This is a genomic window from Paenarthrobacter sp. (genome assembly GCF_031180005.1).
GTDB lineage: Bacteria > Actinomycetota > Actinomycetes > Actinomycetales > Micrococcaceae > Arthrobacter.
Genome location: NZ_JAPSHI010000017.1, coordinates 95,482 through 103,780, shown reverse-complemented (window position 1 = coordinate 103,780; position 8,299 = coordinate 95,482). Strand labels below are relative to the sequence as shown.

7 protein-coding genes are annotated in these 8,299 nt (G+C 62.5%); 1 reads left to right on the top strand and 6 read right to left on the bottom strand.

What is annotated here, in order from left to right; translation table 11 throughout:
* Nucleotides 1–4: 4 nt before the first annotated feature.
* The 3 genes from RIF72_RS13615 to RIF72_RS13605 form a co-directional block, all read right to left on the bottom strand.
* A complete protein-coding gene (locus RIF72_RS13615; protein WP_309075403.1) occupies nucleotides 5–1,432 on the bottom strand; it encodes a class II fumarate hydratase in 1,428 nt (475 codons plus the stop codon).
* Nucleotides 1,433–1,519: 87 nt separating this feature from the next.
* A complete protein-coding gene (locus RIF72_RS13610; RefSeq protein WP_011774029.1) occupies nucleotides 1,520–2,134 on the bottom strand; it encodes a carbonic anhydrase in 615 nt (204 codons plus the stop codon).
* Between the two features lie 85 nt (nucleotides 2,135–2,219).
* On the bottom strand, nucleotides 2,220–2,921 hold the full coding sequence (locus RIF72_RS13605; RefSeq protein WP_309075402.1) for a DUF4245 domain-containing protein: 702 nt from the start codon (nucleotides 2,919–2,921) through the stop codon (nucleotides 2,220–2,222).
* A 200-nt stretch (nucleotides 2,922–3,121) separates the two neighbouring features.
* On the opposite strand from RIF72_RS13605, the gene glpX reads away from it, so the two are divergent.
* Nucleotides 3,122–4,144, top strand: a complete 1,023-nt coding sequence (gene glpX / locus RIF72_RS13600) for a class II fructose-bisphosphatase (RefSeq protein WP_309075401.1) — start codon at nucleotides 3,122–3,124, stop codon at nucleotides 4,142–4,144.
* 284 nt (nucleotides 4,145–4,428) lie between these two features.
* Here glpX and RIF72_RS13595 read toward each other — a convergent pair whose 3' ends face one another.
* From RIF72_RS13595 to RIF72_RS13585, 3 genes are read right to left on the bottom strand one after another with little or no spacing between them, the layout of a single operon-like run.
* The gene (locus RIF72_RS13595; protein WP_309075400.1) at nucleotides 4,429–5,364 is read right to left on the bottom strand and encodes a peptidoglycan bridge formation glycyltransferase FemA/FemB family protein; all 936 of its coding nucleotides are present in this window, start codon (nucleotides 5,362–5,364) and stop codon (nucleotides 4,429–4,431) included.
* 3 nt (nucleotides 5,365–5,367) lie between these two features.
* Nucleotides 5,368–6,618, bottom strand: coding sequence for a mannose-6-phosphate isomerase, class I (manA, locus tag RIF72_RS13590; RefSeq protein ID WP_309075399.1), 1,251 nt, complete (start codon nucleotides 6,616–6,618; stop codon nucleotides 5,368–5,370).
* Between the two features lie 42 nt (nucleotides 6,619–6,660).
* Nucleotides 6,661–8,289, bottom strand: a complete 1,629-nt coding sequence (locus tag RIF72_RS13585) for an LCP family protein (RefSeq protein ID WP_309075398.1) — start codon at nucleotides 8,287–8,289, stop codon at nucleotides 6,661–6,663.
* Nucleotides 8,290–8,299 lie beyond the last annotated feature (10 nt).

Below are 8,299 nucleotides of genomic sequence, written 5' to 3'. Positions count from 1 at the left end.
AGTATTAGTTCTTGTGAGCAGGGGACGTCATGGTGGTGACGTCGAGGGCCTTGTCGAGCTCTGCCTCGGTGACTTTGCCTTCGCCCTCGCCAACGAAGCCAAGCTTCTCGGTGGCCTGGCGGATGGTTAGGCCCTCCTTCACAGCGATCTTGGCGATCTTGGCAGCGTTCTCGTAACCAATGAACTTGTTCAGCGGGGTCACGATGGACGGGGAAGCCTCTGCAAGGAAGCGTGCACGCTCAACATTGGCGGTGATGCCGTCGATCATCTTGTCGGCCATAACGCGGCTGGTGTTGCTCAGCAGGCGGATGGACTCGAGCAGGTTGGCGGCCATGACGGGGATGCCGACGTTGAGTTCGAAGGCGCCGTTGGTGCCCGACCAGGCGATGGCGGTGTCGTTGCCGATGACCTGGGCGCAGACCATGATGGACGCTTCGCAGATGACCGGGTTGACCTTGCCCGGCATGATCGAGGAGCCCGGCTGAAGGTCCGGAATGGCGATTTCGCCGAGGCCCGTGTTGGGGCCGGAGCCCATCCAGCGGAGGTCGTTGTTGATCTTCATGAAGGAGATCGCGATGTTGCGGAGCTGGCTGGAACCTTCGATCAGGCCGTCACGGTTTGCCTGTGCTTCGAAGTGGTCGCGTGCTTCGGTCAGCGGCAGGCCGGTGTCGGCGGCGAGGAGTTCGATGACGCGCTCCGGGAAGCCGGCCGGGGTGTTGATTCCGGTACCAACAGCGGTGCCACCCAGGGGAACTTCGGCAACGCGGGGGAGTGCGGCGTTGATGCGCTCGATGCCGTACCGGACCTGGGCAGCGTAGCCGCCAAATTCCTGGCCGAGCATGACCGGTGTGGCGTCCATGAGGTGGGTACGGCCGGACTTGACGACGTCCTTGAACTCCACGGCCTTCCGATCGAGGGAAGCTGCCAGGTACTCCAGGGCCGGGATCAGGTCGTTGATCAGGGCTGAGGTGGCGGCGACGTGCACGGACGTCGGGAAGACATCGTTGGAGGACTGCGAAGCGTTCACGTGATCGTTCGGGTGGACAACTTTGTCACTCCCGGCGGCCGCGAGGGCGCGCGATGCCAGTTCGGCGATGACCTCGTTGGTGTTCATGTTGGAGGACGTGCCCGAACCGGTCTGGAAAACGTCAATCGGGAAGTCGCCGTCGTACTTACCGGTGGCAACCTCATCGGCAGCGGCGGCGATAGCCTCGGCGAGCTCACCATCGAGCACCCCCAGTTCGGCATTCGCCAGTGCAGCTGCCTTCTTCACGCGGGCAAGAGCCTCGATGTGGGTGCGCTCAAGCGTCTTGCCGGAGATCGGGAAGTTCTCCACAGCACGCTGCGTCTGGGCGCGGTACAGGGCGTTCACGGGGACGCGAACTTCGCCCATCGTGTCATGTTCAATACGGAACTCAGTGGTGGAAGTCATGGGGCTAGCTTAGGGCGATCGGACGCTTCACAGAAAACCCGGAGGGGAGTGCTACGTGCTCCGGCGCTGGGGCCGGAGCACGTCCTCTTAGAGCTTGCCGATCCCGGAAACGAGCGCCGCACGGCCTTCATCGAGCTTGTACGACAGGCCGATCACGGCAACCCGCCCGTCGTCGATGGCGTCGGAAATCACACGTGAGCTGTCAGCCAGGCGGGCAGCAGTCTGCTTGACGTGCTCCACCACCATGTCGTTGACGTCTTCCTGGCTATTGCGCTTGGCAGTCAGGACGGACGGTGTGATGCGCTCCACGAGATCGCGGATGAAGCCCGGAGGCATCTCGCCGGTTTCAACGGCCGCCTTGGTGGCCTTCACGGCGCCGCAGCTGTCATGGCCCAGGATGACGATCAGCGGAACCCGGAGTTCGCTGATGCTGTACTCGAGGGAGCCCAGGACCGCATCATCAATGACCTGGCCGGCAGTGCGCACCACAAAGGCGTCACCGAGCCCCAGGTCAAAGATAATTTCTGCAGCGAGCCGTGAATCCGAGCAGCCGAAGATCACGGCGAAAGGGTTCTGGTTCTCAATGAGTGATGATCGTCGCGAAGCATCCTGGTTGGGGTGCAGGGATTCGCCGGAAACAAAACGTTCGTTGCCCTCGCGGAGACGGCGCCACGCCAGGGCTGGAGTCAGGTAAGTAGGCACGAGCCTTACTTTACGACGCGGACTGCGCAGTCCGTGAAACTGTTGCGCCGGGTTAGGCGGATGCCCGGGGCCAGCGGACAGGGAGTTAGGCGGACGGCTGCGCGGAAGCAGTCGCAGTAGCCGGCGCGCTTGCAGGCGGCGCCTGCTCTGCAGACTTCACGACGGCGGCCGCCAACGTTGCGAACTCTTCCAGGTTTGCGGTGCCGCTCAGGACGATCGTGGTGCCGCGGTACTCCAGGACCATACTGCGCTTCTCTTTGCCTGAGTCGCGCAGCTCCCATTCCTGGCCGCCTGCACTACGGGTGCCGGTGACAGGAAGGTTCTCCGTTTGCTGCACAACCCAGGTGGGGTTCGCCTGGTTGGTTTGGGAGAGTCCAATGAAATTTTCTTTGGGAGTCAGGAAACCGATCTCCCAGGTAGGAACGCCGCTTCCGCTGCCGGACTCCCAGCGGGCGTAGTTGGGCTTGAATGTGTCGCCCGTATCCGGGGTAACCGGTGTGAATCCCGCCACACCCGTGGCGTTGCGGGCAATGGCCGCCACATCAACATCCGGCCTGAAACCTTCGCCCTTGGGAGCCGGGTTCATCAAAACGATGGGGAGGAAAGCCAGTACACAGACAAGCAGCGCAATGACCATGCCGATGACCGAAGCGTTGGCCCGCTTGGCAGCTTTCGCCGCAAGGACGGGTTTGTAGGGGGCATCCGAGGATGCCTGGGTGCTTGTTTGCTTAGCCTCCGCGGCATCCGGCTCATTGCCGGCAGCGGGCTTGTCCTGCGTTTCACTCACCCCTCCATGATCGCTTATCCCGGCAGGGAACACACATCCGGCAACCTCACCATTGGTATTGCGGTCCGTGGTCATCCAACGACTCCCGGACCACGTGGCGACTATGATCGTTGATAGAGGAACCCCGGGTTGCCCTGCGCAACCATGTCCGGTCCCGTGAATCGTCACTCGAAGAAGAGGTTCAAGTGTCTCCTGCACCAATGACCCAGCAGTATTCCACGATTTCGCCGTCGCTCGCCGTCGGCCTCGACGAGCCCGACCGCAACCTTGCGCTTGAACTCGTCCGAGTCACCGAGGCTGCGGCAATTGCCGGTGGCCACTGGGTGGGTTTCGGTGACAAAAACAAGGCAGATGGCGCCGCCGTGGATGCCATGCGCTCATTCCTCCAAACCGTCCACTTCAATGGTGTCGTGGTGATCGGTGAGGGCGAAAAAGACGAGGCCCCCATGCTGTTCAACGGCGAGCAGGTTGGTGACGGCACCGGTCCCGAGTGCGACGTCGCCGTGGACCCCATCGACGGCACCCGCCTGACCGCCCTCGGCATCAACAACGCCCTCGCAGTGTTGGCTGTCGCTGAACGCGGATCCATGTTCGACCCCTCCGCCGTGTTCTACATGGAGAAGCTCGTCACCGGCCCCGAAGCCGCCGACATGGTGGACCTTCGACTGCCTGTCAAACAGAACCTGCACCTCATCGCCAAAGCCAAGGGCGTCAAGGTCAATCAGCTCAACGTCATGATCCTGGACCGCGACCGCCACCGTCCGTTGGTGGAGGAAATCCGCGAAGCCGGCGCACGTACCAAGTTCATCATGGACGGTGACGTCGCCGGAGCTATCGCTGCGGCCCGCACCGGCACCGGCGTGGACGCTCTCATGGGCATCGGCGGCACCCCTGAAGGCATCGTCACTGCCTGCGCCATCAAGTCCCTCGGCGGCGTCATCCAGGGCCGCCTGTGGCCAACGTCGGACGACGAAAAGCAGAAGGCGATCGACGCCGGCCACGACCTCGACCGTGTCCTGTCCACCAATGACCTCGTCACCTCTGACAACTGCTACTTCGCAGCCACCGGCATTACCGACGGCGACCTCCTCCACGGCGTGCGCTACCAGAAGGACAGGGTCCTGACCCAGTCCATCGTGATGCGTTCCAAGTCCGGGACAGTCCGCTTCGTGGAGGCTGAGCACCACGCATCCAAGTGGGAGACGTACGCGCGCAAGCCGTAACCCCTCTGCACCTGACAGAAGGACGGCGAGCATCGCTCGGCGGCTATCTCCTCGTACCTCGTCGATTTGATGCCGCTTTCGCGATACTCGCCGTCCTTCTCTGCGTCCCGCCAAGTTCGGTCGCGCGCGGATTTGGGTGGCAGTGAGCGAGGTGTGCCGTTATCACCTACTTTGACTTTGGAAACCTGCGGACACGCCGGGATGGCCGGCGTGTCGAGATGAGGGCGTCCTCAAAGTAGGTGGCGGAGGTACAGGTTCCTCACGACACCCTTCGGCGAGCGGGCCTAGCGCAGTTTGTCGCGGAGCTTCCTGGCCAATTGGTAGGCGCCGTAGCGAAGTTTCCTGACCGGGAGGTCCCAAGTACCAGGGTAAGACACTTCACGGCCTCCGAATGACTTTTTGAACGCGGTGAAGCCCGCCCATTTGTGGTCCGGCTGGTCCTCCGGTGCCACACCCCAAAGGTCAACGTGTTTGAGCCCCTTTTCCTTGGCATCGGCCATCAGGGTGACCAAGAGGGGGATGCCCGCGCTGAGTTTGCGGTGGGTATCGTCCAAGGCGGCGTGCGCGTACACACGGGTGTCGGCGGAGTCGTAGGCGAAAGCAGCGGCGATCGGTTCCCCCTCAAGCTCCGCGATGAACAGCGTTCCCGCACCATTCGGCAGCAGGGAAGCGGCTACTTGCGTGAGGTACTCGTCGCTTTGGGGCTTGAAGCCGTTCCGGGCAGCTGTCAGATGGAGGAAGTGCAGGAGCACCGAGATGTCGGCGGGGTCCTGGGAAGTGCGGAAAGTCACGCCCTTCTTGTGGATGTTCCGGTAGAGGTTTCGGTTGGTTGGTTTCATACCAGCCAAGACGTCTTTGAAGTCGCTCTCAAGATCCACGATCCAGCTGAGCTCAGGCTGCTGGTTGACCGGCGCCGGCGTCAAACCACGGGCGCGAAGGAGAGTGTCGGCGTCGGACGCCGTGAACCCGGCGGCAGCGGGCTCCATCCGCACGAATACGGCACCCTCCGCCTGTGCCAGGGTCACCAAGGCCGCAGTGGCGGCGTCGAAAGCTTCCACTGACTCCGCTACGGGGCCGTAGGGGGTGTAGATGACCTTGCCGGCGGGGTTCTTCTCCTCGATGGCGAGGAAACTCCAGCCCGGCCCGGACTGCTCATACACACGGCGTCCGAGGGAACGCTGAACAGCGGCCCATGCGGGCGTTTGCAGGAAAAACTCCATGAATCAGTTCCCCAGCCCCGTGGTCACCGCAAAGGCAACACTGGTCTCTGTCGCTCCCTGCACGGGATGGACGTTCACCGGGGCCTCGACGTCGGGGATGAACGCTGCAGCGCCACGCTGAAGCCTGAGATCGCTCTTGGGGGAGTCGAGCAACACCGAACCGGACACCACGACGACGACGGCGGGTCCGGTTTGCGCCAGCGGCACCGGCTCGGCGCCCGGGCCAAGCTCAATGCGCTGCAGCTGGAATTCCTTGAAAGGCGGACGGTACAATTCCTGCCCGAACTCGGTCCCGCTCGCCTCGACGCGGGGTACACCGAGCGCTTCGAAGCGCACAGTCTTCAGCAACTCAGGGACGTCCACGTGCTTGGGCGTGAGTCCGCCACGGAGGACATTGTCAGAGGAAGCCATGACCTCCACGCCCAATCCGTGGAGATAAGCGTGGATGTTGCCGGCAGGCAGGTAAACCACGTCACCAGGCTGCAAGGAAAGATGGTTGAGAAGAAGGGAAATGAGGACGCCGGGATCTCCGGGGAAGGCTTCATTGATGTCCACCATGGCGGTCAACGCTTCGCGGTGCGGCTCCAGCGGTGCGCCGGCGGACAGGACAGCGACTACCTCGTTGATGGCGTCGGAGACGCTGGTGCCACCTTGGATGAGCCGGCTGAACGCTGCTTTTAATGCTGCGGGCTCATCGTGCTGGCCAAGATCTGCGATCACCCCGTTGATGACATCCGGAACGTCCACTGCCGCGGAATCAAGGACGTGGGCAAGGTGCCCAAAGATGTCCTTGGACTCCGAAGGTGAACGGAACCCACACAATGCCTTGAACGGAGTGAGCGCGAAGATCATCTCTGGTTTGTGGTTGTCATCCCGGTAGTTGCGGTCCGCTGCATCGGCGGGCATCCCTGCCGCATTCTCCCGTGCGAATCCTTCCCGAGCCTGGTCAAGGCTGGGGTGTACCTGCAAGGACAACGGCTGCTCTGCGGCCAGGAGCTTGGTGAGGAACGGCAGCCGGGGTCCGAATTCGGCGAGGCTTTCCGAGCCGAGGCAGCGCAGGGGATCCGAAGCGATCAACGCGTCCAAGGGCTGGGTGACCCCGTTGGGGTGGACGGCTGTGGAGGGGGAGTCCGGATGGGCTCCGATCCACATTTCGGCTTCGGGACCACCTGATGCCGGTCGACCAAGCAAGCCGGCGATCGCCGTCGTCGAACCCCACGCATAGGGTCGCAAAACATTCTCAATCTGGTACACGAAAGAAAGTCCTTATCGTTGCGCTGAACGTGGGGTGGGCTGCTACAGCGGTGCGCACTGTCCGTTGGTTGCCACAAGGTTGCGGATGCCTTGCTCATCGCCTTGGGCCTTGAGGCCGTTCAGCAACTCGATGGTGATCGGAGTGCCGTCCGGCGTGGTGGTCACCGGCGTGAAATCAGCCGACGGCGACGGCGACGGCAACTGGCCGGCGGGAACGGAACCGGCGAGCGGGCCTGCGGCCATGACGGCTCCCGCACCGGCGCCATCATAGGAAACGACGGCGTCGCTCGCCTTGGGGGTGTTGGAGGAGGACAGCAATTCCTGAACCTTGGAATGGATCAGGTCAAAGTCAGGCACCGTGGAGAAGGACACATCAAAGTCCGGCGGACCGATAGTGAGGCGCTTGACGGGCTGGTTCTTGGACTTCAAAGCGAGGTCCACAAAGCTGCCCAGCTGATTGGAGGAAACGTTGGAGTCAACCACCTTGGTACCGGCGTTGGCGATGTCCTCGAACTTGGTGAGGAGCGTCGCAGGGTCCAACTGCCTGAGCATGGCTTGCTGCACGCACTGCTGGCGCGCGATGCGGGCGTAGTCATCCACGAATTCGCGGGACCGTCCGTACCAAAGGGCCTGGAAACCATTCAAGTGCTGGTCCCCGGCAGGGATCCAGCCATCGGGCATGCCGTGAATGCCGTTGGCCTCGTCAGTGACGGGACCACTGATGGGTACCCAGCCACCGGCTTTGATACGGATGCCGCCCATGGCATCGATGAGTTTGGCGAAACCGTCCATGTCCACCAGGACATAGGCCTGGACGGTGATACCCAAAGTGCCGGACACCGCTTCGAGGGTGGCCTGCGCTCCGGGATCCGCGACGCCTGGATAGAGATCCTGGTGGTTGTTGGTGACCTCTGTGTTGACGGCGTTGATCAGGCATTCGTCACCGCAGTTGTAGCCATCGGGGTAGATCTCGCGCATCGGCGAGCCCTCGCTGAATTGGGCGTTCTGAAGGTTGCGAGGGACCGAGATGATGGCGCTCTCGCCGGTTTTCGCGTCGACGCTGATGACGGAAAGGCTGTCCGGGCGGCGGCCGGTCCTGTCGTCTCCGGCGTCGCCACCCATCATGAGGAAGTTGTATCGTCCGTCCACAGGATCAATGGAGGGACCTGCATTGAAAATGCTGCCGATTGCGTTGCGGCTCACGTTCAAGACGTAGGCGAGATAGCCCAGCGATCCGCTGGCGAGGACAGTGGTTACCGCCAGGACCACGGCGATGATGGGACGCATTCCCGGTGCCAGGAGCGCGGGCCTGATGATCCTCAGGGTATTGAGGAACAAGAATGCCCACCCCAACGCCAACGCCACGAGGATCACAATGATGAACAACGAACCCACCGGATGCGTGACTACGCTGAGCAGCAGCGTTCGGTTCACCAAGGCGATAAACAGGGTAAGCAAGGCCAGAGCCCACACAGTGATGGTGACGCGCAAAGCAATGCGGCCAAGTTTGCGGTCCCCGGCAACGATTTGCGCGCTGCCGGGAACAAAGAGGGTGAGGAGGACCAGCACGAAGGCGCGTTTGGTCCGCACCGGGGCGCTTGCGCCGGACGGATAGCGGACGGGGTCAGTCAGGGCGGAACCGTGCTGACTCGGGGTCTTGTGCGTGGTCATCAACTGCTGC